Origin of the sequence: Arcanobacterium phocisimile, assembly GCF_016904675.1 — a bacterium.
Classification (GTDB): domain Bacteria; phylum Actinomycetota; class Actinomycetes; order Actinomycetales; family Actinomycetaceae; genus Arcanobacterium; species Arcanobacterium phocisimile.
Genome location: NZ_CP070228.1, coordinates 1,892,550 through 1,917,623 on the forward strand (window position 1 = coordinate 1,892,550; position 25,074 = coordinate 1,917,623).

General features: G+C 50.8%; 18 protein-coding genes, 3 tRNA genes and 1 pseudogene. 9 read left to right on the forward strand and 13 right to left on the reverse strand.

The features are described from left to right. Nucleotides 1–125: 125 nt before the first annotated feature. From JTE88_RS08590 to tadA, 8 genes and pseudogenes are all read right to left on the reverse strand, one after another. The gene (locus tag JTE88_RS08590) at nucleotides 126–2,615 is read right to left on the reverse strand and encodes a SpaA isopeptide-forming pilin-related protein (protein WP_204424378.1); all 2,490 of its coding nucleotides are present in this window, start codon (nucleotides 2,613–2,615) and stop codon (nucleotides 126–128) included. A 498-nt stretch (nucleotides 2,616–3,113) separates the two neighbouring features. Next, nucleotides 3,114–3,383, reverse strand: a pseudogene (locus JTE88_RS08595) (hypothetical protein); the annotation flags it as partial. Between the two features lie 34 nt (nucleotides 3,384–3,417). After that, nucleotides 3,418–3,648 carry an integrase core domain-containing protein gene (locus tag JTE88_RS09320; protein WP_420826948.1) on the reverse strand — a complete coding sequence of 77 codons (231 nt, stop codon included), beginning with the start codon at nucleotides 3,646–3,648 and terminating at the stop codon, nucleotides 3,418–3,420. A 36-nt stretch (nucleotides 3,649–3,684) separates the two neighbouring features. Then, nucleotides 3,685–3,822 carry a hypothetical protein gene (locus tag JTE88_RS09325; protein WP_204424381.1) on the reverse strand — a complete coding sequence of 46 codons (138 nt, stop codon included), beginning with the start codon at nucleotides 3,820–3,822 and terminating at the stop codon, nucleotides 3,685–3,687. A 398-nt stretch (nucleotides 3,823–4,220) separates the two neighbouring features. Beyond that, complete coding sequence (locus JTE88_RS08610; RefSeq protein WP_204424383.1) at nucleotides 4,221–4,412, reverse strand: hypothetical protein; 192 nt, start codon at nucleotides 4,410–4,412, stop codon at nucleotides 4,221–4,223. Between the two features lie 353 nt (nucleotides 4,413–4,765). After that, the gene (locus JTE88_RS08615) at nucleotides 4,766–8,680 is read right to left on the reverse strand and encodes a VaFE repeat-containing surface-anchored protein (protein WP_204424385.1); all 3,915 of its coding nucleotides are present in this window, start codon (nucleotides 8,678–8,680) and stop codon (nucleotides 4,766–4,768) included. A 610-nt stretch (nucleotides 8,681–9,290) separates the two neighbouring features. Continuing rightward, nucleotides 9,291–9,381: transfer RNA gene (locus tag JTE88_RS08620), tRNA-Ser, on the reverse strand. 126 nt (nucleotides 9,382–9,507) lie between these two features. Further along, complete coding sequence (gene tadA / locus JTE88_RS08625) at nucleotides 9,508–9,960, reverse strand: tRNA adenosine(34) deaminase TadA (protein ID WP_239519516.1); 453 nt, start codon at nucleotides 9,958–9,960, stop codon at nucleotides 9,508–9,510. A gap of 164 nt (nucleotides 9,961–10,124) precedes the next feature. On the opposite strand from tadA, the gene upp reads away from it, so the two are divergent. The 4 genes from upp (at nucleotide 10,125) to JTE88_RS08645 (ending at nucleotide 13,619) form a co-directional block, all read left to right on the forward strand. Further along, complete coding sequence (gene upp, locus JTE88_RS08630; protein WP_204424387.1) at nucleotides 10,125–10,763, forward strand: uracil phosphoribosyltransferase; 639 nt, start codon at nucleotides 10,125–10,127, stop codon at nucleotides 10,761–10,763. Continuing rightward, nucleotides 10,729–11,763, forward strand: coding sequence for an alpha/beta hydrolase (locus JTE88_RS08635; protein WP_239519517.1), 1,035 nt, complete (start codon nucleotides 10,729–10,731; stop codon nucleotides 11,761–11,763). The genes upp and JTE88_RS08635 overlap by 35 nt, the downstream gene beginning before the upstream one ends. Nucleotides 11,764–11,855: 92 nt before the next feature. Continuing rightward, nucleotides 11,856–12,713: a DUF5926 family protein gene (locus JTE88_RS08640; RefSeq protein WP_204424389.1), complete on the forward strand. Its 858-nt coding sequence runs from the start codon at nucleotides 11,856–11,858 to the stop codon at nucleotides 12,711–12,713. Between the two features lie 135 nt (nucleotides 12,714–12,848). After that, entirely contained in the window at nucleotides 12,849–13,619 is a 771-nt protein-coding gene (locus JTE88_RS08645) for a glycosyltransferase (protein WP_204424391.1), read from the forward strand. Nucleotides 13,620–13,651: 32 nt separating this feature from the next. Here JTE88_RS08645 and JTE88_RS08650 read toward each other — a convergent pair whose 3' ends face one another. Continuing rightward, nucleotides 13,652–15,940, reverse strand: coding sequence for a hypothetical protein (locus JTE88_RS08650; RefSeq protein ID WP_204424393.1), 2,289 nt, complete (start codon nucleotides 15,938–15,940; stop codon nucleotides 13,652–13,654). Further along, a complete protein-coding gene (locus JTE88_RS08655) occupies nucleotides 15,937–17,103 on the reverse strand; it encodes a diacylglycerol/lipid kinase family protein (protein ID WP_204424395.1) in 1,167 nt (388 codons plus the stop codon). Before JTE88_RS08655 ends, JTE88_RS08650 begins: the two co-directional genes overlap by 4 nt. Nucleotides 17,104–17,194: 91 nt before the next feature. Here JTE88_RS08655 and serS point away from each other — a divergent pair, with 91 nt between their 5' ends. After that, nucleotides 17,195–18,478, forward strand: coding sequence for a serine--tRNA ligase (gene serS, locus JTE88_RS08660; RefSeq protein ID WP_204424396.1), 1,284 nt, complete (start codon nucleotides 17,195–17,197; stop codon nucleotides 18,476–18,478). 1 nt (nucleotide 18,479) lies between these two features. After that, nucleotides 18,480–19,415, forward strand: coding sequence for an HAD family hydrolase (locus JTE88_RS08665; protein ID WP_204424398.1), 936 nt, complete (start codon nucleotides 18,480–18,482; stop codon nucleotides 19,413–19,415). A gap of 26 nt (nucleotides 19,416–19,441) precedes the next feature. Here the strand turns inward: JTE88_RS08665 and JTE88_RS08670 are convergent, their stop codons facing one another. Continuing rightward, complete coding sequence (locus tag JTE88_RS08670; RefSeq protein ID WP_204424399.1) at nucleotides 19,442–21,571, reverse strand: hypothetical protein; 2,130 nt, start codon at nucleotides 21,569–21,571, stop codon at nucleotides 19,442–19,444. A 259-nt stretch (nucleotides 21,572–21,830) separates the two neighbouring features. Here JTE88_RS08670 and JTE88_RS08675 point away from each other — a divergent pair. Together JTE88_RS08675 and JTE88_RS08680 are read left to right on the forward strand one after the other, a co-directional pair. After that, a tRNA-Ser gene (locus JTE88_RS08675) sits at nucleotides 21,831–21,918 on the forward strand. Nucleotides 21,919–21,942: 24 nt separating this feature from the next. Beyond that, a tRNA-Ser gene (locus JTE88_RS08680) sits at nucleotides 21,943–22,034 on the forward strand. Between the two features lie 328 nt (nucleotides 22,035–22,362). Here JTE88_RS08680 and JTE88_RS08685 read toward each other — a convergent pair. Next, nucleotides 22,363–23,142: an alpha/beta fold hydrolase gene (locus tag JTE88_RS08685; protein WP_204424401.1), complete on the reverse strand. Its 780-nt coding sequence runs from the start codon at nucleotides 23,140–23,142 to the stop codon at nucleotides 22,363–22,365. A gap of 249 nt (nucleotides 23,143–23,391) precedes the next feature. Here JTE88_RS08685 and JTE88_RS08690 point away from each other — a divergent pair, with 249 nt between their 5' ends. Then, entirely contained in the window at nucleotides 23,392–23,895 is a 504-nt protein-coding gene (locus tag JTE88_RS08690; RefSeq protein WP_204424402.1) for a carboxymuconolactone decarboxylase family protein, read from the forward strand. A 125-nt stretch (nucleotides 23,896–24,020) separates the two neighbouring features. Here the strand turns inward: JTE88_RS08690 and galE are convergent, their stop codons facing one another. Beyond that, nucleotides 24,021–25,037: a UDP-glucose 4-epimerase GalE gene (gene galE / locus JTE88_RS08695; protein ID WP_204424404.1), complete on the reverse strand. Its 1,017-nt coding sequence runs from the start codon at nucleotides 25,035–25,037 to the stop codon at nucleotides 24,021–24,023. Nucleotides 25,038–25,074: the final 37 nt, after the last annotated feature.

A 25,074-nucleotide genomic window follows, 5' to 3' on the forward strand; every position in this document is an offset into this window, starting at 1 on the left:
TACACGTGCAATTTTCCAATGATAATTAGTCCAGACTGCGATTCTTAGGGTTTTCACGTGGGATAGAGGAGTGGGTGGGTAAAGATTTTCATCTCTACCCGCCCACTCTTTATAAGGAATAAGGACTATGCTTTCTTACGACGTAACAGCACTGCGCCACCCGCAACGAGCAGGAGCGTTACCATACTCAGACCAGCAAGGTTAATACCCGTCTTAGCGAGATTACCACTCTGGTTTGGAACAGGCTTCGGAGTTTCCGGAGTCTGCTTCTTTTCAGGAGCTGGCGTCTTTGGACTCGTGTCGCGAACGTCTTCCATTGTGATTGTTGAGTCCTTGGCTTCAACCCAAACACCGTTTTGAAGAATCTCAATCTTCTTACTATCAACGGTGTTTGTTACACGGAAAGTAATCGCTTCAGCCTTCAAGAAGCCAAGAGGAGCCTGGTCTTCAACGAGGGTGTAGATACCTTCGTTGAGTTCAAAGGTCTTTACAGCTCCAGTGGAGATCCACTCAGCAACAACGTCTGAACCATCAGCCTTATCACCTTTAACAATCTTGAGTGCTGCACCCTTGAGTTCATCACCCTGACCGGCAATAACCTTCGAGAAGTTAACCGCCACAGTAGACGGAGCAGGAGCAATAGGCTTCTTCACAGTAACAGTAACCGTCTGATCATCAGAATCCTTCTCAACGTGCTCAGCAACAGCATCGCCAGTCTTCTTACCAGCATCATCAGCCTTAAACACACGCTCAAGAACAGTGAACTTCACCGGCTGACCATCAGCAGTCAACGCCGACTCAGGAATCGTCAAGATCACAGGAACTGTAGCTTCGCCAAACGCTGCCTGATCTTTTGTCACAACGAACTTCTGTTCTCCTACAACAACAGATTCTTGACCAGCATTATTAACAACATACGTCGCCTCAGCAACATACTTACCAGCTGGGAGATCCTTCCAAGCAATCGTGTCAACAACCTCAACAGGCTTCACACCATCAAGCTCAACAGACTTCTCACCATTAACCGTAGCAACAGTCGAAATCGACGGCTTCGGAGCAACAGGCTTCTTCACAGTAACAGTAACCGTCTGATCATCAGAATCCTTCTCAACGTGCTCAGCAACAGCATCGCCAGTCTTCTTACCAGCATCATCAGCCTTAAACACACGCTCAAGAACAGTGAACTTCACCGGCTGACCATCAGCAGTCAACGCCGACTCAGGAATCGTCAAGATCACAGGAACTGTAGCTTCGCCAAACGCTGCCTGATCTTTTGTCACAACGAACTTCTGTTCTCCTACAACAACAGATTCTTGACCAGCATTATTAACAACATACGTCGCCTCAGCAACATACTTACCAGCTGGGAGATCCTTCCAAGCAATCGTGTCAACAACCTCAACCGATTTAGCCTGGCTTAACGTTTTTTCTTTTTCACCGTCAATAGTGGCTTCGGTTGATATTTTAGGCAGAGATGGTTCCTCCTGCTTTTTATCGACCATTTGAAGAGTTGGTACATAACTGGGATTATCTAGTTTTGTACCGATAAGGTTTTGATAACCAGGCTGTGACGCCGAATAGAAATTCAAAGTTGAATTACCAGGTAGTTGCTCATCAGTATTGCCCGCATACGCTATTAACTTCTCGTAAGCTTTTTTGACGCTACTATTCGGCTCTTCATTTTTCAAAATCCCCTCAAAGCCATGGGATTCTTTTCCTTCATTTACTGCTTTTTGAACGTCAAAGTTATCCGTCAAATGGTAAATTGCTAATTGTGTCGCAGTTCTGAACTGGGTTGCAGTCAGTTTCAATTCCTGACCTATATTCTGCGAGTCGTTAGGATATCCTGCCCAGACTATCTTTGCTAACTTATCGTACGTTCCTTCCTGGAAATCAGTCACTGCACCATCTAAATACTTCGCAACGTTCTTATCATTTACACGTTCATACGTGACAATATTCGGTTGCAAAATGTTAGGCTTGACATCATTTCCAGTTCCATCATATGATTCCGGAGGAGCTTTTCGCTCAATATTCAGACAATAAACCACTTCCCCTTTGCCGGAATTCTCTTCGGCACTGTCCGTGGTTTTTGCGTAGTAGAACTTTCCATATGGAGTACCTGGCCAGGACATACTATCATCATTAAAATCACTAAACGCGGTGACACTCTTGGAGTCGATATGTTTCAGGGGAGTTTCGACGAAACTGCCAGATGAGTCCTTCACAAGCACTGACCCATCACTCTGCACTTTAAAGATGATCGGCTCAGCTAGGCTGTAACCTTTGGGAGCTTCTTTTTCTAGTAATTTATATTCCCCTGGCATCAGTTTAGTCTGATGAAGGGACCCGTCTGACTCCCACTCTTCAATAGTCACACCGGTTGAACCATTTTGATTTCTACGTATCTCCAACTTCGAGCCTTCTAGACTCTTGTTTGTGTCTGCTCCAATTTTGGAGATATTTAGATCGATTTTTCTTAGCTCAGCACCCTGCGCCTGGCTGGAATAGTTGAATCCCATTATTGAGATGAGCAAAACAATTGTTGCCACCACACAAGTTATGCGCCGTCCTAAACCACCCAGTTGCCTATCAATGATATTGCATGTACTCATTGGGTTCCTTTTCTATTTTAAATTAAACCTCTTCAACCATATCGCAAAACGGTTACTATGGGAACATTATCTGCTTGAAGTCATATTAAATTGATACAAAATCTTGTTATGTAAGGTTGCAACATTAGATCTACGCTATTCCAAAGTAACTTTTGCCAGACTTCGGGTTCTCGAATTTCATCTAAAAATGAGGTGCTCCGAGTTATGTTCCTTGGCGTGTACCTTGATTTCAATCATTTATGGCTTCTGCGCCGGTCCAAAACTCTTCCTCAGTGTCAACCGGTGTACGGTAGCCCAGGTTTTGGTCGAGCCGCGCTTGGTTCCACCACGAACCCCATTCAAACGCCAGCGATTTCAACGTCCAACCACGGACCAATCACGACCGCCTATAGATCGGCTCATTCTTATACGAACCGTTGACATTCGCAAACCAGAGCGTTGTCATAGGAATCGCCAACCCTCACTGTAGATACAGGAATTCCATACTCGGCAAGACTCTCATTGTAAACAATGCTTACATATTGCGATCCGTGGCCGCAATGGTGAATTAGATCGGTCGTTTTCGATTTCTTGCGGGATGGGGTATCCCAGTTCGCAGTGGAGGCGGGTGGTGTTCGACCGGTGAACCGCGCCCAAGGTTTCCCACTCGACTTCGGTTAATCCTTCCGACGTTTGGGAGTAGATCAGTTCACTTTTGCGTAGGCCGTTGACGGTCTCGGCTAGGGTATTGTCGTAGGAGCCTCCTACACTACCAGTGGACTCATCAATCCCCGGGTCTGATGCATTTTTAGGTGACAGTTTTTTATGCAGCTTTGAGAACTGCGGATACTATTTTCTCATATTCTATGGGTGTTTGTTTACCGAGCCGGTTTTGGTGGCGTTGGCGATGGTAGGTGTTCTCGATCCATGTGGTTATCGCGATTCTTAGTTCGTTGCGGGTCTTCCAGTGCCAGGTGTTGAGCACGTTGCGTTGGAGTAGAGAGAAAAAGGATTTAGCAGCAGCGTTATCGCCACACGCTCCAACTCTTCCCATAGACCCAATCACGTGGTGATTTCGCAGGGCTTGAGTCTAAGCATTCGAACGAAATTGGCTACCGCGGTCGGAATGGACAATACATCCGTGCGTGTTCATTCCTTCTCGCTTGCGGTGCATGATTGCTGCTTGTAGAGCATTGATGGCTAACGAAGCATCCATACGCTCGTTCATGCTGTATCCTACTATGTAAGTTAGAGTGCAGATCTTTGATCATACACAAATACAGTTTCCCTTCCTTGGTTGGATGCTCAGTAATATCAGTAACCCATACGTGATTCAATCTCTGCGTTGCGGTAGTGAACTTATGGCTAATTACTCCTTGTTGATCTGTGATTGCTCAGTAATCATCACCAACAGCAGGCCCAGGCCTTGAACGGCGAGAACGTTTTTTACCGTAAGAAGACCATAGTCGTTCTTGATTACACAGTTTCCATGCACTTACGTTCGCACATGTTCACACCAGCTTGGCTTGCTTAATCTTGTAGATAACGGTATCCAGCTTGTGGATCTTTTTCATGCCCGGCACGTAAAGCGAATAAACGCTAAAGCACCTCAACGCTCACTTGGTGTTAGGGGTTGAGATAACCAACGGTAATACTGGGATCTACTTTCATCCAATCCAAGATCGAATGCGGCGACATACGAAGTTTAACCACAATCCCTTGGGCTGCTACCCAACGTGGACACTCATGAAACTGCTGATGTTCAAACGCCAAACGAATAGCCCAATCCTTCAACCCCTGCGTAAATTTCCGTGCCAAAACAACAATCCTTCCTCAAAACAACAGGGAACAAAACCCACGACGGTCCACTCACAACCAGATGTGCGAAGAATTGTTCGGGGATCACCCCTTCTATTAAGACAAGAATACCGAAAAAGAATTACATGACAACAGAATAGGTACGATAATGAACATCCGCATTGAACGTTAGAAAACATAATCGCCAAATGAGTGTGCGGAGCAATAGAAACACGAGAACCAGATAGCAACCGCTCAAGTTGTACGAACTGATTCTTAGCTCACTGCGCAGTTACCCCGCTCTCAACCCATATTTTTATCGGGCTAAGTAGCGGGGTAACATTTAGGCTTACAGTAACACTTGATTGTTACGTTTAGCAGTTATCCTCTTTGTGGACAAGTAGCCTGTTGATTAACAGAATTCCACCAGAAACACTCATAACAATGCCCAACAATAAAAGGAGCGGTAGTTCTACTCCTGTCCGAGCCAGGGTCTTGGATGGAGGTGCTACATTTCCCTTCGGTGTGGTCACAACAGTTTGAGACTTATCAGTCTTGTCCTTATGCTCAACCACATGCTTAGCATCCTTGACACCATCTTTATCAGCATCAACAAGATCCTCAACCGACACAGCACTCTCGTACACAACATACGTCGTACCAGCCTCAAGCTTCACGGTACCAAAATCAATGTCCCACGTACCAGCACCATTATCACTAGCAGCAAGAGTCTTAGACACCACAGCATTAGCAACAGGCGTGACAGTCTCACCATCAACCTTCATCAAAGTACCAGTGACCTTATACTGAGCACCCGCAACCAAACCAGTGTAGGTAATAGTATCAACCACCGGAACACCGGCAACAGCCTTATCACCCAAAACACTCACAGCCCGATCACCAGTAGCAGCAACCGAATCAGCCTTCACAGTAGTCTTCAAAGAACCAACCGGATTCACAACCTTCGGTGTGGTCACAACAGTTTGAGACTTATCAGTCTTGTCCTTATGCTCAACCACATGCTTAGCATCCTTGACACCATCTTTATCAGCATCAACAAGATCCTCAACCGACACAGCACTCTCGTACACAACATACGTCGTACCAGCCTCAAGCTTCACGGTACCAAAATCAATGTCCCACGTACCAGCACCATTATCACTAGCAGCAAGAGTCTTAGACACCACAGCATTAGCAACAGGCGTGACAGTCTCACCATCAACCTTCATCAAAGTACCAGTGACCTTATACTGAGCACCCGCAACCAAACCAGTGTAGGTAATAGTATCAACCACCGGAACACCGGCAACAGCCTTATCACCCAAAACACTCACAGCCCGATCACCAGTAGCAGCAACCGAATCAGCCTTCACAGTAGTCTTCAAAGAACCAACCGGATTCACAACCTTCGGTGTGGTCACAACAGTTTGAGACTTATCAGTCTTGTCCTTATGCTCAACCACATGCTTAGCATCCTTGACACCATCTTTATCAGCATCAACAAGATCCTCAACCGACACAGCACTCTCGTACACAACATACGTCGTACCAGCCTCAAGCTTCACGGTACCAAAATCAATGTCCCACGTACCAGCACCATTATCACTAGCAGCAAGAGTCTTAGACACCACAGCATTAGCAACAGGCGTGACAGTCTCACCATCAACCTTCATCAAAGTACCAGTGACCTTATACTGAGCACCCGCAACCAAACCAGTGTAGGTAATAGTATCAACCACCGGAACACCGGCAACAGCCTTATCACCCAAAACACTCACAGCCCGATCACCAGTAGCAGCAACCGAATCAGCCTTCACAGTAGTCTTCAAAGAACCAACCGGATTCACAACCTTCGGTGTGGTCACAACAGTTTGAGACTTATCAGTCTTGTCCTTATGCTCAACCACATGCTTAGCATCCTTGACACCATCTTTATCAGCATCAACAAGATCCTCAACCGACACAGCACTCTCGTACACAACATACGTCGTACCAGCCTCAAGCTTCACGGTACCAAAATCAATGTCCCACGTACCAGCACCATTATCACTAGCAGCAAGAGTCTTAGACACCACAGCATTAGCAACAGGCGTGACAGTCTCACCATCAACCTTCATCAAAGTACCAGTGACCTTATACTGAGCACCCGCAACCAAACCAGTGTAGGTAATAGTATCAACCACCGGAACACCGGCAACAGCCTTATCACCCAAAACACTCACAGCCCGATCACCAGTAGCAGCAACCGAATCAGCCTTCACAGTAGTCTTCAAAGAACCAACCGGATTCACAACCTTCGGTGTGGTCACAACAGTTTGAGACTTATCAGTCTTGTCCTTATGCTCAACCACATGCTTAGCATCCTTGACACCATCTTTATCAGCATCAACAAGATCCTCAACCGACACAGCACTCTCGTACACAACATACGTCGTACCAGCCTCAAGCTTCACGGTACCAAAATCAATGTCCCACGTACCAGCACCATTATCACTAGCAGCAAGAGTCTTAGACACCACAGCATTAGCAACAGGCGTGACAGTCTCACCATCAACCTTCATCAAAGTACCAGTGACCTTATACTGAGCACCCGCAACCAAACCAGTGTAGGTAATAGTATCAACCACCGGAACACCGGCAACAGCCTTATCACCCAAAACACTCACAGCCCGATCACCAGTAGCAGCAACCGAATCAGCCTTCACAGTAGTCTTCAAAGAACCAACCGGATTCACAACCTTCGGTGTGGTCACAACAGTTTGAGACTTATCAGTCTTGTCCTTATGCTCAACCACATGCTTAGCATCCTTGACACCATCTTTATCAGCATCAACAAGATCCTCAACCGACACAGCACTCTCGTACACAACATACGTCGTACCAGCCTCAAGCTTCACGGTACCAAAATCAATGTCCCACGTACCAGCACCATTATCACTAGCAGCAAGAGTCTTAGACACCACAGCATTAGCAACAGGCGTGACAGTCTCACCATCAACCTTCATCAAAGTACCAGTGACCTTATACTGAGCACCCGCAACCAAACCAGTGTAGGTAATAGTATCAACCACCGGAACACCGGCAACAGCCTTATCACCCAAAACACTCACAGCCCGATCACCAGTAGCAGCAACCGAATCAGCCTTCACAGTAGTCTTCAAAGAACCAACCGGATTCACAACCTTCGGTGTGGTCACAACAGTTTGAGACTTATCAGTCTTGTCCTTATGCTCAACCACATGCTTAGCATCCTTGACACCATCTTTATCAGCATCAACAAGATCCTCAACCGACACAGCACTCTCGTACACAACATACGTCGTACCAGCCTCAAGCTTCACGGTACCAAAATCAATGTCCCACGTACCAGCACCATTATCACTAGCAGCAAGAGTCTTAGACACCACAGCATTAGCAACAGGCGTGACAGTCTCACCATCAACCTTCATCAAAGTACCAGTGACCTTATACTGAGCACCCGCAACCAAACCAGTGTAGGTAATAGTATCAACCACCGGAACACCGGCAACAGCCTTATCACCCAAAACACTCACAGCCCGATCACCAGTAGCAGCAACCGAATCAGCCTTCACAGTAGTCTTCAAAGAACCAACCGGATTCACAACCTTCGGTGTAATCACACGACCTGTAATTAACGACTGAGTTTCTTTTCCTCGCTTTGGACGCTGGGCTTCATAAATATCCACAACGACTTCTACACCACTAGGAATTGCCTGAGGATCGCGCATGAAAGCATCAAGCTCTTTCATTGCCTCACCGTAAATACTAGTCAGTTTCTTAGTATTTACAATGTTATATACTAACTCCTCTTGAGCTGCCCATAATCTGAACGACGGAAAATTATACCTTTCCTGAATTTTTAGCGGATCTCGTTCCATCGAATATATGAGTCGCTTAATCATTTCAAAGCGTTGGTCTTTGGAGAATTCTGGATTCCTGAGATCTAAAGCCCGACCACCTTCCGCGTTAGCTAACACCGCATCGAGAGTATCTGCATTAGCATTACTGATGAGCCTATACTCACCCACTTTTTTCTTCGAAGAATAACTTGGGGTGCCATGACGCTCATCTAAACAGAACGACCAGGGGGCGACAATTTCGCCCGTTTCCCCTTTTACGACCTTTAGTCGCTCTCCTTTATCGTGAGCGTAATAGACAGTAGTTTCATCTTTAGACGGAGACGGAACGGCTATTGCTGACGTAACTCCAGAAAGCATCAGGAAAAGCGCCAAAAAAAATATTCCCATCCGGTTGAGATATCGCATCATTTTATTCTCCTACAAGCAATCAACGGACAATCCTCTTAATTATACGTTGTCTACGTCTAAAAGATATCTTTCGCTTTGTACGCTATCTCACTTTAAAAGTGAAATGCAGTGATCCAATTTCTTTCTTGAGCTATGTCAACCCAGTAATTCGAATGGGTTAACTCATTTTTGTATGTGCCTATGAACATTTTGAAGTTAACGCGTTATTGTAACTATCAACAACGTTGCCCGTTGAAGGAATAAAACTGGCATCTATTAACCGTTGGCTACACTCAGAGGATTCAGCCCTCCCCAAAACGAACCGCACGAACCTTAGCCTCGTAATCAGATTTCTTAGGTTTAGTACAGGCTTCCTACCTACCCAAAAGAAAGATAATCCGGACCACTTCAACGGCCTACACATAACTTACTCCGAAATAACTGATCATTGCCCCCCAACAGACCCGCTACAACTAACCATCATGAAAAACACCGGCAAAACTACCGTCTAATACGGTAGACCCCACCTGCACCTTTTGAAAAACCTCACCATGCGGTCACATGACGTGAAATATGAAGCCTCGAAAACACAGAAAGTTCCCCGACATGCGAACACATGTTGGGGAACTAGTGGCGGTAGCGGAGGGATTTGAACCCTCGGTACGGGGTTACCGTACACAGCATTTCGAGTGCTGCACCTTCGGCCGCTCGGACACGCTACCTTGCCTGCCAATCCTATCGTGTTAGCCTACCTGCACGCAAAATTAGACACGTTTCGGGTACGTCACATAGTTCAGCATCGATATTCACGACTGTATAGGGGATTTGTCGGCTCTTTTTCCAGTGCACTACCGACGTTGCTGGAACCAGTCGCGCAGCAGCTGCATATTTTCTTCTTCACGGATGCCGCCAAGAACTTCGACGGTGTGGTTAAGTCGAGCGTCGCGCAATACGTCCCGCACAGACCCAGCCGCTCCGGCTTTTTCGTCCCAAGCACCAAACACCACGCACGAGATCCGCGAGTTCACAATCGCTCCGGCACACATCGTGCACGGCTCAAGCGTCACCACCAACGTACATCCGCTTAAATTCCAGCGACCCAATGCTCGCGCCGCTTCCCGCAAGGCGTTAATTTCGGCGTGCCCGCACGGATCGGCGTCGACCTCGCGGGTATTCCACCCGGTGCCGATGACGACGTCGTCGGCAAACACCAATGCACCCACCGGCACGTCGCCAGCTTCCCCGGCACGGCGAGCAAGCTCTATGGCGTGACTCATCGCTTCTTTTTCGGATTCATACATATCACTATGGTCGCATGTTTGTTGCCATCCGTGTACTCTCGATAGAATTTCCAGAACGCCACCATCCTCGCGCACCCACCTCCCTCGAGCCCTACCAAATTTTGATGCACATTCGTCACCAGTAAAACATGTCTGATATCCATAAACCCGGTAGATTAGTAAGTATGGAACTTCAGGTAATTAGCCACCCACTTGTGGCACATAAGCTTACAACTCTCCGCGACAAGAAAACCCCTTCCCCAGTTTTCCGCCAACTGGTTGAAGAAATCATCATGCTTCTGTCTTATGAAGCAACACGCGATATTCTCACTGAACCAAAGGAAATCGATACTCCGGTTGCACATATGACCGGTACAACGATGGCTCACCCACGCCCAGTTGTGGTCCCAATTTTACGTGCGGGTTTAGGCATGCTTGATGGTATGGTTCGCGTTATCCCAGCGGCCGAGGTTGGTTTCTTGGGTATGAAGCGTGATGAGCAGACTCTTGAGGCGATCACCTACGCTAACCGCCTTCCTGACGACCTGCACGACCGTCAGTGTTTCGTCCTCGACCCGATGTTGGCTACCGGCCACACGTTGATCGCGTCGATCGATTACTTGTTGGAGCGCGGCGCTCGTGACGTCACAGCTGTATGCATTTTGGCTGCCCCAGAAGGCTTGGAGGCTCTCGAAAAGCACATCGGCGATCGCGGAAACGTCCGCATCATCGTCGCTGCAGTTGACGAGAAGCTAAACGAGAAGGGCTTCATTGTTCCTGGATTGGGCGATGCTGGCGATCGTTTGTATGGAATCGTCGATTAATATGTACACCGGTCTGATCCCCACGTTTGGCCCGCGGGTTCCAGATTATTTGGGTCCGGATTGGGTGGCACGTACGGCTTTTTTGAATGAGGTCGACGCCGGTACCCCGCCTGGCCGTCCCGATGTTGCGGTTCTGGTCAGTGAGGTCGACGCCGATGCGCGCGTTAGGCGTTCTGGTGTTGCCGCGCTGTGGTTGCCTGGGTTTTTGGATTCGTTTTTCCATGTGGAACAAGCCCAAGCGTGGGGCAAGGCTGGTATTGCGTTGTATGGTTTGGATTTTCGCCGTTCTGGGCGGGCGTTGCGGGTGCCGTCGCGCCGCGATGATGTGCGCGATCTGTTGATCCGTGAAGAGGAAATCCATGCAGCGCTAGCTCATCTGCGAGCTCAAGGCGCTGAGCAGATTGTTTTGATTGGTCATTCAACTGGTGGCTTGCAGGCTGCCTTGTTTGCCGATCGTCATCCAGGTGAAGTCGATGCGGTGATTCTTAATTCACCGTGGCTAGATCATAATGGTCCGCGATGGCAGCGCACAGTTGCGACATCGGCGGTAGAAAAAATCGCACGGGTTTCTCCGCTTTCTCCGATTGCTCGGCTAAAGCCGGCCTATGCGCGCAGCCTGCATGTTGATTATGGCGGAGAGTTTTCGTTCAATCCGCTCCATAAGCCTCTCACGTCAGCTACCGTCTTTGCCGGATTCTTCACTGCTGCCCGCCGCGGGCACGCGATGGTTGCGCAAGGCTTGAATATCAAAGAGCCCGTGCTGCTTGCACATTCGGATCAGTCCGGTAGCGTCATGCATCCAACTGCTGCCGAACTGGCACATACCGACGTCGTTCTCGACGTCGCTGACATGAAACGCTTGGCTCCAACGCTCGGCAGAAACGTCGAAACAGTGGAGATTATTGGCGGTCGCCACGATCTTTCTCTGTCAGAAAAACCTGCACGTAATCGTTATACACGCGAGACGATCCGTTGGGCGTTACGCCAACTCGGCCGTTAATTCGCGCCATTTACTTCTACCGTTTACTGTTAATATACGTATCATGTGCCGCTTTTGGCGGCCTAACCTGTTCTATCTAAAAGGAGATGCCGATGGGCAAGGCAAGCCGCCGAAACAAAGAAAAGAAGCCAAAGAAGGCACGTATCCAGTTTGTGGATCGTCCGTTTGAAGGCCTACCGTTTGAGCCGCAGCTTGTTGCAATGCGTGAGATTATTCCAGCTGCAACATTGCCAGTGCGTACTACCGCCGAATTCGGTGGCGAAGATCTGATGATCGTCACGTTGCTTCCCGGTATGGCTGCGGCGTTGCGTCGCAAAGATGGCGTTCTCCTGGTTGCTGCGCAAACCGTGATGAATTCTGGCGATGTGTCGCTTGATATTGCTGACCGTGTTATTAAGGGTATGGAGTTGAAGGCTGGCGATACTCTCCAGCAGACCGACCAGCCAGTTCCTGGCCCGCGCCTGCAAGATATTCTTGACCTCAGCGCCGAATCTGAGATGACGTTGCATGAGAATTATGCTTTCTGGGTTGATCCAGCTGAGCTTGATGATCCAGAAATGAAGTCGGCTATTGAGCAGACTCGCGACCAGGTTCTGCCAACTGCTCACGTTCCAGAGATCGAGGGCGCGTTCTGGTGCCGGATGCAGCGCGAGTTCGTGCGCTGGGTGCGCCCGGAGCCAGAAGCTCAGGTTTTGGACGCGTTGGCGCGCCTACACCAGGCTCGTGAGCTCGGGTTCGACGGTGGTCGTTTCGTTGGCGCTTTCCGTGCGCTCGGTTTGATGATTCCAGTTTTTGAGCTCGATGCCAGTAGCGAAGCTGATGAGATGACCAAGCCAATGGCTGTGTTTGCTGAGCGTTTCGAAAAAGCACTTGCAGTGACGGATGCGTTGACCCCAGAAGAGCGTCGCGCTCGTGCGGGTATTATTTCTCGCCAGGTGACTTTGCGCTAAGTGTGTGTTGTTGCAAGGGGTGGTAGAGAATTTTTCTACCACCCCCTGTTTTATCTAGTGTAGGTGTGTCCACCAGTCTGATATTTCCGACACTCACGGGACCCTTACTGAATATATGGAGTATTGTTACATATTGTGAATACCGAACAGCGCGTTGCAGTTATTATCCCGGCAATGAATGAAGAAGATCGAGTTTCCGCTACCATCAGCGCAGCCCGCACGATCCCCCACGTGGATCTGGTCGTCGTCGTCGACGATGGCTCGTCCGATAAGACGCAAGACGTTGCTCGGCAAAACGGTGCGACAGTCGTCCGGCATGCCGTTAATCGTGGCAAAGCCGCCGCGATGGAAACCGGAGTAGCTGTTGTTGCGATGCGTGACGTTGAAGGCCAACCAGCACGGGCACTCCTTTTCCTCGACGCCGACCTGGGTGAATCCGCTATTGAATGCGCACCGCTTGTTCAAACAATTTTCGATGGCGGTGTTGATTGCGCAATCGCTTATCTGCCACCACAGGCCGGTGCTGGCGGTCACGGGATTGTCACCAACACTGGACGCAAAGGCATCAAAGCTCTTACCGGATGGAATCCGCGTCAGCCACTATCTGGCCAGCGCTGTATTACCCGCACTGCTTTTGATGTTATTACTCCATTGGCTCCCGGCTGGGGCGTGGAAGTTGGTATGACGATAGATCTGCTTGTTGCTGGCTTCACGGTCCAAGAAGTGCCATGCGACCTGCGCCATCGAGTTTCGACGAACGATTTTGCCGGGCAGCTCCACCGTGCCGCACAGCTACGTGGAGTTTTAAAGGCACTCGCTTCGCGTACTATCCAACGCCATAAGGTACATACCTCGCACCGACCACCGGTTATCGACGGCGAACCGTTCAACGCATACGGAGCGTAAAGGCATACGAAGCGTAAAGGCCACTCAGAGCCTTAAAGTTCCGACGCCTGTAATCGCCGGCTAGCTCGTTGGCGCTCCACAATCGATAGTGGCGCCCCAAAAGCTACACCAATGAGCAAAATCACGAGTCCGGAATCGTTGAGTGCAACCGCCACAAGAACCAGAGTGAGGACGGATCGATCCACCCAACGAATATCTGGATCGACATTCACCAGCGCACTTTTCGCACTCGAGGTAGCGAAAAGCTGTTGCATCCGTGAACGATACAGCCATATCGTTGCCGCAACGAAAACCACGATCACCCATACGAACCAAGGCGCTGAACCGAGCATAGCCATCAGCTTGCGGTAGACTACCGCTACGGCCCCACCGTCGATCACACTTTGAAAGAATCGCGCCAAATGAGTCCAGGACTCTTGCGGGCGCAGCCAGTCAATGAATGCTACCCCGATGCTCACACCGGCCCCCACACCAAGCACAATAATCATGGTTCGGGCGGTGAGGGTGCGACCACCGAGCGCAACAAACAAGACGAAGAACGCAATGAAAAGCGCTGGTACGCCACCGAAGTCGGCACCGAGTGAGCCTGCCCCATCAAGAATGAGGGCCACTATACCCATCACAATCACTGTTCCGGGAACCGTGATCTGACGGTGGTGTTCGCGAAGAACATGAACAGCAACAATGGTGAGCCAGAGCATCGAGATCGCAAAAACAGTAAATGGGGCGTTTGAAAAACCATAGAAACGACCGCCTTGTTGCGGTTGGTCACCGAGCACTGACGACGAATGTAAAAGCGAACCAGTGAGAACATCGACGCTTAGCACCCCAGCACTCAAGAGCGCAACAGCTCCTGCTGGCCAGGAGCTCATAACGCTCATATAGGCACCGAATAGACTAAACGTCATGACAAGAAGCAAGAAAACAACTGTTGGCGACGTCCAGTTCCACCATGGGAGCAGGTTGACGATAAACGAGGCCACTGGCATTATTGCCACCGTCAAGCCAACCAATTCATGAGCACGACTACTCTTCGCTATTTGACGGCCACGAGCCGCACGCCATAAGCGCACACCCGACCATCCCAGGAAAATTACTGCGAGCGCACTAAACAGCACGTAGAACGGACCAACTGCTGGTCGTACTGCGATTGCTCGGGCGTCACCAGCTCGCAAAGTAGCGGAAATGTCGGCGAAGGCACGTTGGTGAGTGTCAGTCATGGCGATCGCGGAGCCGACAAAGTCTGGTAGTGGACGCAGCCCTAGTTGAGTGACGATCAGTTGCGGGAGATCAGTAAGTTGAACGAGTCCGCGATGACGGGTTGAATTGGTGTACGCCAAGGTTCCTGGTTCGATCTGCGTCCCAGTGGCGGTAAAGAATTGTAGATGCGCAGTGCTCGTATCAGAATCAGCGAGCGAAGCGACGATAATCGTCGTACCTGGATCAATCTGTTCGAGGAGTTCTCCGATGTGCTGGTCAAGTTGTGCAATCGCGGAGCTAGCTTGTGGACTTCGCTGAGCAGGGGCGGCAAATGCGGCACGTAGATCTGCCAGCATGCCTTTTGATTTGGTTTGCCCAACAGCTGAGGCTCCAGTACTAGGTTCGTTGTCGATCCGCCCCATGTCGATCATAACAAGGTCAGCGTTGGCGACCTGCGGATAACGCTGTGCCGCATTGACAGTGAGCCCATCTTCGGTTTTCGCATCTGCGTGGTAGCGATGTGGTAGCGCAGTGTTCGACGACGATCGCGCCGCGAGCGCCGCACCAGAACCGATTGTTGCTACGGAGATATTAGCGCGTGCGAGCTCGTCTCCAAGGGTTGTTCCGGGTGCATCGTAAGGGGAGAGTTTTTCGGCCTCACTACGAGCAGTTTCGACGTCGTTTGGTAAAACACCGTTAGATGAAGCGGTGACGGGTTGTGCACAGCCCTCAGCAATGGGGTCTGCAGCACGTACGCCTTGGCTGAGCGTTAGCCAGCCCGCGTTTGGGCACGTAGTGACTCCGAGAGTTTTCACGGCAACATTTGCGGAAGCTCCACGTTTCACTAAACCGACTAGGGCAGGTGTTTTTTCCGGCGAAATATCCGCCCAAGTTACGCCACTAAATCCGATAACCACGGTTTTATGGCCCGGATCAACCCGCACTGCGCCGTCGTTATCGATCGTCATTCCGCGCCAAGCTGGGGCTACAACGATGGTGACAAGCGCGATCACTAGTACGCTGATGGTCGCCCACCATCGCCGTAGTACACGCCTAGAGTTTGTGTACTGGCTGGCGTCAATATGCCCAGTGCCGGTGGAGTTGTGTGCCGATTGGCTCATCTAGGTACCCGAACGTTAAGCGCTTGCGGAAGAATCTGGGAATGAACGCGATTGGTGTAGCCGAGGACGTCGCCGTCGACTTGTACTGGGTGGGCGTCTTCAGTTTCTAGGGAAGCTTGGGTGATACGGTGAATATCGAGGGCTGCCTGTGCTGGGACACCAGGGATTTCGGAGCTGGTTTGCCCGCGACTCTGATTGCCAGCACGGCGTAGTAAATCGACCCATCCGATGAGTCCAAGCTTGGTGTCGATAACGGCTAGTTCAATCCAGCCATCATCCGCTTTGGCAGTCGTATCAAGAATAATGCCACCAACAAGCTCACCACAGTTCAGGAACATGACGGTGCGTGCCTCTGTTTTAACTGGCTTACCATCACGACCCGCCGTGATTTTGGCTTTCATTTTTGGCGCCAAAATATGCGGTAACGCTGCTTTGAAGTAAGCCACCCAACCGATGTGTTCTTTCAATGTTTGGTTAGCTTCAGCTTCGGCCATAATTTCGGCATCGAGCCCCATCCCGGCATTAACAACGAACACATACCTTCCTGGTTGCGCAACATGGCTGGGTTCGCGATGTCGTTTACTGACGATCGGAACGGAAGGTTCACGCACTGTAAGCACACCAACGTCGATCTTGCGATTCACGCCGGTCAACGCAATCCGTGCCAGTTGTTGGGTGTCATCTAACGGTAAGTTGAGGTTTCGTGCCAATAAGTTTCCAGTTCCCAGAGGGAGCAACCCGATTGGGATTCCGGTATCGACTAAACCTTCGGCAACCACTCGGACTGTGCCGTCACCACCGGCGGCAATTACTACCGAAGCGCCGGCATCTATAGCTGCCTGAGTCTGGCTCACGCCTGGATCCTTAGCAGTCGTTTCTAGCCAGATGGGCTCTGGCATGGAAGCATCGCGGGCAACTCGAGCGAGCTGTTGGCGAATCTGATCCCAGTTAGCTTTCTTCGTCGGATTGTAAATGACGTGGGCAGGCCCTTGGTTAGGTGGTGGAACTGGTGCGCTCAATTCGTCTTCATTGATGAGTAAAGTGCTGGTTCGGCGTCGTTCAGCGACGAGCAACCGAATGGCTCGACGGTTTTGGAGTGCGCCAATGAGCGCTACGAGCGCAAGCACAAAGGTCGTAATCAAGAGCACTAAATCCCATTTCATAGTCACGATTCTACTCGATGTTGCCCACTGCTTCGTCTCATTGCTCACTTACCATTAGGCCACAGCGTTCAAACGCACTAAACTTATACCTATGATCGATATTCGTACCCTTCGGGAAAATCCAGAAGCAGTCCGCGCCTCGCAACGTGCTCGCGGCGATGATCCAGCATTTGTTGATGCAGTTCTTAGCGCAGATGAAAAGCGCCGCTCCTCTCAGCAGGCATTTGAGGATCTGCGCGCCCAGCAAAAGAACCTGTCTCGCACGGTTGGCAAAGCCTCACCTGAGGAACGCCCAGCGATTTTGGCTCAGGCAAAGAAAATGTCTGAACAAGTTAAGGCGTTAGAAGCTGAAGCTAATGCGGCAGCCGCTGATTTCCAGGCTGCCATGCTGAAGATTGCCAACCCGGTGCTTCCAGGTGTCCCAGCTGGTGGCGAGGACGATTACGAAGTTTTGCGCGAAGTAGGCACGGTTCGTGATTTTGTTGCTGAAGGTTTTGAGCCACTCGATCACCTCGATGTGGCTGAAGGTTTGGGTGCGGTCGATATGGAGCGCGGCACGAAGGTTTCTGGTTCGCGCTTCTACTATCTGAAAGGTATCGGTGCTCGTCTCGAGCTAGCACTACTCACCATGGCAGCCGATCAGGCTGAAGCTAACGGGTTCACGTTGATGAACACTCCCACTTTGGTTCGCCCAGATGTTATGGGTGGCACTGGTTTCTTGGGTGCGCACACTGACGAAATCTATTACTTGCCGGCCGATGATTTATACCTGACCGGTACCTCCGAAGTTGCCTTGGCTGGTTATCATTCAGATGAGATTCTCGATTTGAGTGCGGGTGCAAAGCGCTACGCTGGATGGTCTACGTGTTACCGTCGCGAAGCTGGCTCTTATGGCCGCGATACGCGCGGAATTATTCGTGTTCACCAGTTCAACAAGGTAGAAATGTTCTCCTTCTGCACCGCCGATGAGGCCGTGGAAGAACATCAGCGTTTCTTGGCGTGGGAAGAAGAAATGATCCAGAAGATGGAACTTCCCTACCGCGTGATTAATACTGCTGCTGGTGACCTTGGTTCTTCAGCTGCTCAAAAGTTTGACTGTGAAGCTTGGCTTCCAACCCAAAACCGGTACATGGAAGTGACGTCAACGTCAAACTGTACAACTTTCCAGGCTCGCCGCCTAGGTATCCGCGAGCGCGCAACCGACGGTTCAACCCAAGCAGTTGCCACCTTGAACGGTACGTTGGCTACAACGCGCTGGCTGGTTGCTATGTTCGAAAACCATCAGCAGGCTGATGGCTCCCTATACATCCCTCAAGCGATGCGTCCATATCTTGGTGGCCGTGAGCTTGTTTCACCGATTGGTGCTACTAAATAACGTGAATATTGACAATTCTCGACGGTCCGGGAACGCAATTCCCGGGCCGTTGCCCTACTTTAAAGATGTCCTGCGCTCTGCTTCATTACCGAAGGCAGGACCGGATTTATTACTCGCTATCGATCTCGATGGCACGACCTTACATCATGACGCGACGCTGTCTGCCCGGATGCGTGAGGCTGTTCATGCTCATATCGCTGCCGGCACGACCCTGATTTTCGCTACCGGGCGCGGTATTACTGGCACCCAGGTGGCGTTGAGTGACGTGGGTATTGAGCGCGGTATTGCAGTGGTGTGTAATGGTGCGGTTACGACCTCGATTGGGGGCGTGCTTCCGGATTCGGAAACTACTGCGCTGCCAGATTTTTTGGGCGCGAATGGGCCGGTGTTCCGCCTAGTTGATTCGCACACCTTTGATCCGACTCGGGAGATTGAGATTCTTTCTGCTGGGTTGCCGAGTGATGTGTGGTTTGCGTTAGAAACATTGGATGAGCCGACGCGGGTGACTTACCCGTTCCCGCCGGATGAACTTTCTGGCCCGAGCCGGCTGGTGCCGTTGGAGGAGTTGGCGTCGACGAAGGCTACCCGGTTGACGGTTCGCGCTGCGAAAATGACTGCTCGTGAGCTTCTTGACGCAGTTGCTGACCTTGGTTTGCACGGCGTTGAGTATGCTGTGGGTTGGTCTGCCTGGATGGATATCACACCTGAGGGTGTTTCGAAGGCTTCTGCCTTGGAGGAATTGCGTGTGCGGTTCGGTATCGATCCATACAATACGGTCGCTGTTGGCGATTCAGGTAACGATGTGGCGATGTTGGAGTGGGCAAACGTAGGTGTTGCGATGGGCAATGCTCCGCAGTATGTTCGCGAGTCTGCCGATGCATTTACTGATCATGTTGACGACGACGGTTGCGCAGCGGTGCTCGAAGCTTTGCTCTAACTCCTGGCCATATCTTGAGAGACTGGTCAGCTCGATTTCCGCTCCGTTTCGGGGCGGTTTTCAAATTCTGGGGTGCGTGTGGCGGCTTGGCCAGCGATAACTGCGGCGAGGGCTGGCAGGGAAATGTAGAGTCCTTCTTTGATCATGATGGCTCCGGAATCGTTGATTGGTACAGCTATCAGGATTCCGGCTGCGATACCGATTGCGATCGGAACAAATCCATACCCTGAGGTGATCTCATGCAGGGAGGCTAGGTGTACTCCGCTGCGGGAGTTGAGGTAGCGGGTGGCAAAAATAGCTCCTACTGCCACGATTACGGCCGCTACAATCAAGATGAGCAGGTCTGGACGGCCAACGAAGGAGCGGGTGACGTCGCGAATTTTTCCGCCGATAATCGCCCAACTATCAGAGCTACCGAACTTTGACCAAAATCTGCCAATATGTGATTCTCCGCCGCGTGTAGCGTCCACAAAACCTACAGCGGACATGACAGCCACGGTGGCGATTATCCATAGGAGGATATGCCACCAGCGCAGTTTCTTGCCGGCAACTAAGAGTGCGGCGATGGCGAATCCGGCAATAATGCCGGGTGGTCCTCCGAAGTCTGCTCCCCATCGTGGCATCGCATCTACGGCGAGCATCACGACGCCGACGCCGGCTATTGCGTAAGCGCTGGCGGTTGCGAGCTGGTTTTTTATACGTTTGCTAGCCATGCGCGTGCCGACAATACGTTTGCCGGCTGTGTTTAGCGCGGACACTCGCTGTTTATTCGCTCGTTGGCGCAGATAAGCGATAATGAACAGCGCTGCCATGAGTCCGCCAGCGACCAGTATGAGGTAGGTACGGTTGGAGATGCCGTAGTATCTGCGCGAGGTGAGCATGAGGGATCCCATGAAACCGTTGCGCTGGTGTGGTGAACCGGCAATAATATCCAGGCTTAAAATGGCGGTAGCAACCATTGCAATGAAGCCGGCACGATGTGGGGTTAGGTGTGCCAGAGCCACCAGAGTGATTGCTATGAGGCTGGTGAGTAGAATCGCCCAGGCTTGCATCGCACCGGGCCGTCCAGGGAGATCCCACCAGGGAAGGAAGTTTAATATCATTGCCGAGGGCACCCAGGCGAATACCCATAGGTTGAACTTTTCGAGGGCCACCCATACCCATTGTGGGGCACCCCAACGGTGGCCTTGCCGAGCGGGCTTGACGAGGAAAACGGCAAGTAGTCCGACTACACCAATCAATGCCACCATGTTGAAGTATTGATACCATTTCGCTGACGATGAGGCGGCCGTGTAGGCATGTTTGGCAACGTCGAGCACTGGATTCAACGCGGCACTCTGTGATGTTGCGGGATGGATATGGAGTCCGTTAAGTTTACCGGTGATCATGTTGCGCAGGTCGGCTGCGGTGATGAACCCGGTTGCACGGGTGAGGTCTGATCCGATTGTTCCGGGCCCGTTGCGGCCGTCGATTGTCATGTTGGTGGCGAAGAAGTGTAGGTGGGCACGCCGCCATTGATCTCCTAGGGAGGCGATCATAACTGTTCGCGGGTGGGCGCTGTTTTTATTGGCGGTTAAGATGTCTATCAGCTTTTGCTGGGTGAGTTGTATTTGGGTGGGGACGTCGAGGTAGCGTGGTGCTCCGCGTACGGTACCGATATCGGCGACGATGTCGGCAGGTGAATTATCTAAAATGCGCGTGAGTTCGTGCTGTGCTTTGGCAGCGTTTTCGGGGTTTCCGCCGTCGGGCAGGGCATACCATTGTTTTACTGTGCCTACCTCGGAAGCTACCGGGATGGCGGCATTGAGGCCGATGGCAACGACGTCGTCCGAAAAAAGATGATTTTCCGGCCACTGTGTTTCGCCGAGATGCTGTACGAAATTACGAATGTGAACCGGCTGGGCAGATGTGTTGGTCAGGCTGGCTGGATCTTCGAGAATTGTGGTGGGATGACATTCGTCTCCATATTTCACGATGAAGGATTCAGGGAGCCGATCGGAGATGTCGCGTGATGTACGTAACTGCATCCACCCTTCAGATGGACATGTGAGAGGAGACACTGAACGTGGGGTGAGGGCAGCGAAGGAGTAGTCGGAAAGTAGCGTTGATAATTGTCGATCGGTGAAGTCCAGATCGTGCGGACGAACTCCAGCCATGCCGATAAAAAGTAGAGAATCGCTAGCAGAAGTCTCGGTTGAGGCGGGAGTCGCGACAGCCGACTGGCCTGCGCCAAGAGCGCTAAAAAAGCCTAGTATCACTATCAATATCGAAATTATTCGTAGCCGCACATCTGCCCCTTCTTGTCTCTACCTCTCCATAGTAGAACAAATATCTGCCTTACCAGTTTTTACTTGAGCAACAATTCCCTTACAATAATGGAAGTGTTAAGAATCCCTCGTGGTTTCTTGAGGCTAAGGAGAGTTGTCAGAGCGGCCGAATGAGCTGGTCTTGAAAACCAGTATGCAGTAACCCTGCATCAAGGGTTCGAATCCCTTACTCTCCGCTGTTTGTTTCACACAAACACAAAGGAGACGTGGCTGAGTGGCCGAAAGCGCTCCCCTGCTAAGGGAGTAGTCGCCTAAAAGCGGCTCGCGGGTTCAAATCCCGCCGTCTCCGCCAAATGTCCCGGTAGATTTCCTACCGGGACATTTTCTTTTCTCACTACACTTCTTTCCACACTGAGCTAACGGAACAAGAAGTGCCCGTGTAGCCAGCTGACAAATATCCGTGAAGATTGACGAAAGCACTACTCCCTAGAGCGTGATTTCAGGCATTTAAAACCACATTTTTCCGCTATATTCTCAGCTAAAACTGTATTTTCTGAAGCAATGAGGATCACATATTGCGATACATTAAGGTACGTTGCACCCGATCCAAAGTTCTCCTTACGCACACCACCCCCAATAGTGAGATCGGGCTAAAAGCATAACAAGTACTATCTGACTGACTATATATTCGTCTTTAACCAAGCAGTAACCGCTGCAGCGAATTTTTCTGGCTGATCTCGGCGTACACAATGGCTTGCCCCGGCGATACGCTCAATAGTGATTACTGGGTTGGCTATCATCCCAAGCCTATCTTCGTCGAACAAAACATTGCCACTATCCCCAGTTATCAGTAGCGTCGGCACAGAAAGTTTGGCAAACAAACTTTCATCCGTAGTTCCTACAACACCAGTTTCGACCAGACGCATATCCACTTGGGTTTTTCCTTGTACCCACCCAGCGCATTCGGATACTGACCAGGCCGGATGTGCGGCCCGAATATCCGTCAGCGCCCTGCCCGGATCACCGCACACTCCACGCACACTAGCAACTAAATCAGGTGCAGATTCCCGATACTTCCTCACTTGGCGAGCAGTCAAAATCGCTGGATCTTCCAATACCACCCCAGCCACGAACTCCGGGTAGGTAACCGCCACCCATGCCGCGATCGCCCCGCCCATCGAATGGCCAGCAAGAACCACTTTCCCGCTACCAGACTCACGCGCGTAACGTTGAACAACCGTGCTCGCAGCCTCACACGCAGCAGTGAATGGATCTTCCAGATTGTCGTCGGAAAACCGTTCGGAAAAACCGTGCCCGAGAGAATCAACTAAAACAACCTGCCACGTGGATCCGAAATGAGTAGCTAGATCAGCAAGTGATACAGCATTATCCGTAACCCCATGGAACGCAACAATAATGCCATCGAAGTTTCTTCCTGTTTCAGTCACCGACAACCGCACGATCAGTCCTTACAAATACAAACCTACCTAGCTCTCACCACACTACTCGCGCACATATCACCCGCGCCAAGCAAACCCACGAAGTTCCCAGAAAACTCACTCACAGATAATCTCAGGCCTGGTGGACATCCTCGATAGTATCGAATTTTGCTCAGAGCTTGGCACTATGGGCTTCTGGTCGCTGATTGTTTACAGTTAGCTATAGTACAATTTTTAATCATCACGATATAACGATTTAAAGGAGAAAAGATGACTGACGTTCCAGCTTCCGCAACCGGATCTGCACGTATCAAACCACCATATATCGACGTCGAAATGCCATCGGTATACAACGCTATGGAAGGCGTTGCAGTTGCGCTAAGTTCAGCATTCGACGACGTTGACCTCTCCCGCACAATTGTTGAACTAGCTTACGTTCGCGCATCCCAACTCAACGGTTGCAGCACCTGCCTGTCAGTACATGTTCCACGCGCGTTAAGCGTTGGTGTTTCCCAACAACAAATTGATCTTCTTCCATCGTGGCGCCACGCAAAGAAGGTTTACTCCGATGCGGAAAAGATGGCGATTGAACTCGCTGAGGTCATCACCCGTCTTCCCGAAGATGCCTCCTACGAAGAACTCCTCACCCGTGCCCGCGAACACTTCACGAAGGAACAACTCGTTGCTCTGGAATGGGGAATCATTGCGATCAATGCGTTCAACCGCGTCTCGGTCGTCTCCCAACATCCAGTTCGTAAGCGTCCACGCGCCTAGCATATATGCGTGGGCGGGAAACCTCCACGCACCCACGCGATCGGCACGTAACGTTCCATACGTCATCATAAAGCTGAGGGCCACGCACTGCGTGGCCCTCTATGTGTGGATATGCGGAAAAAGCTTTACTTCTGATATCCGTGTGGATTGTTTTGCTGCCAATTCATCGACGTCGCCGCCATATCATCCATCGTGTACCGGGCCTGCCAATGCAAGTCATGCTGAGCTTTAGAAGCATCCGCGTAAGAAGAGGCAACATCACCATCACGACGTGGCTGGATAACATAAGGGATGGCCTTACCCACAGCCTTCTCGTAAGCCTTGATCACTTCGAGTACCGAATAACCGTGACCGGTTCCAAGATTGTAAACATAGACGCCGGTCTTGTTGATATTCGAAGCGGCAGCGACATGCCCTTGGGCAAGATCCATAACGTGGATGTAGTCGCGCACGCCGGTACCGTCAGCGGTGTTGTAGTCGTCCCCAAAGACGTTGACCTTGTCGAGTTCACCAATAGCAACCTTGGCCACGTATGGGGTCAGGTTTGCTGGAATACCCTTCGGGTCTTCACCAATCAAACCGGATTCGTGTGCCCCCACTGGGTTGAAGTAACGCAGCAAGACGACGGTCCAGTCCGGATCGGCGCGATGCAGATCGGTGAGGATTTGTTCTTCAAACACCTTCGTCCAACCGTAAGGGTTAGTTGCTTGCGCGGCTGGAGTTTCTTCGGTGATAGGCAAAGTTTGCGGATCACCATAGACGGTTGCCGAGGATGAGAAGATGATCTTCTTTACTCCGTGACGGCGCATAGAACGCAACAAGACGAGTGCTCCACCGACGTTGTTGTCATAATATTCGAGTGGCTTTTCTACCGATTCACCCACCGCTTTCATACCAGCGAAATGAATAACCCAGTCAATGTTGTTTTCAGTGAAAATCTGGTCGAGGAGTTCTTCGTCGCGCAGATCGCCTTCATAGGCGCGCACTGGTTTTCCGATAATCTGTTCGACGCGCTTGAGAGCTTCTGGGGACGAGTTGGAATAGTTATCGACGCAGACGACGTCGAATCCTTTTTCTACGAGGGCTACGGTGGTGTGGGTGCCGATATATCCGGCGCCACCTGCGACGAGAACTGTTGTCATGTCCGTTACCTGTCTTAGTTGATTTTTGAGGGTTGTC